Below are 794 nucleotides of genomic sequence, written 5' to 3'. Positions count from 1 at the left end.
CCGCCGTTCACCAGCTCGCGGCCCTTGGCCTTGATCCCTTCGACGATGTCTTTGACCAGGGAAGGGTGCAGCGGCTTATCGTTGGCCCACATGTGCGCCTCGGCCATGGTGTCAGCCAGGATCTGGGCGGTGCGGGTGTAGTTCTCGAAGGCGAACAGGGGATCATCTGAGCAAGTGCGGTTGCCCCAGTAGCGAAAGCCGTCAGAGCGGATCAGGGCGGTGACTTCGTTGGCGTTGAGCAGGCCGACCTCGGTGTCGGGGTCTTGCAGATCCCAGAACAGGTTTTTGGTCATGCCATCGACCCCGGTCACTCCGACGTTCGACAGGGTCTTGTGCCAGCCAATCTCTTTGTCGATCAGTGCCCGCATGGCGGCAGCCTTGAGGCAGGCATCGAGCTTGATGCTGGCATTGGTGGCAACGTCCCACGCGGTCCAGTCGGCATGCACCAGCATCAGCTCACGGCTGGAGAAGTTTTCACGGTAGGCCAGCGCGGCTTCGACGGTCTCGGCGATGGTCGGCACGTAGGCAAAGGCGCGCAGCTTCTTGGCCATGCCCGCCAGCGCAGTGGATACCGGCAGGGTGCAGTTGTCCGGCACGCAGAGGATGCGCGGCTTGACGCCGGTGGCCGGGGTGGCCCGCTCCAGCGCCTTGAGGCCGGTATAGCTACCATCGGGCTTGATGGTGCCGATGATGTTGCTTGTCAGCGCTGCCGCATCCGCGCCTTTGGCCACACGCACGGCGATAACGATGGTGTTGACGGTGTCATAGATGGTTTGCAGCGAGCGTTTCAGGTT

General features: G+C 62.7%; 1 protein-coding gene. It reads right to left on the bottom strand.

Annotated features, from left to right (window positions below; all coding sequences use genetic code 11):
* Positions 1-794 (bottom strand): phage tail sheath subtilisin-like domain-containing protein (locus tag G5137_RS20655; RefSeq protein ID WP_421255917.1); only part of this gene is annotated, 794 nt, incomplete at both ends.

It is taken from the genome of Aeromonas sp. 600282 (assembly GCF_049175755.1).
GTDB classification, from domain to species: Bacteria; Pseudomonadota; Gammaproteobacteria; order Enterobacterales; family Aeromonadaceae; genus Aeromonas; species Aeromonas veronii_A.
The sequence above is the reverse complement of the archived record's forward strand: the minus strand, read 5'-3'. Positions and strand labels throughout refer to the sequence as shown.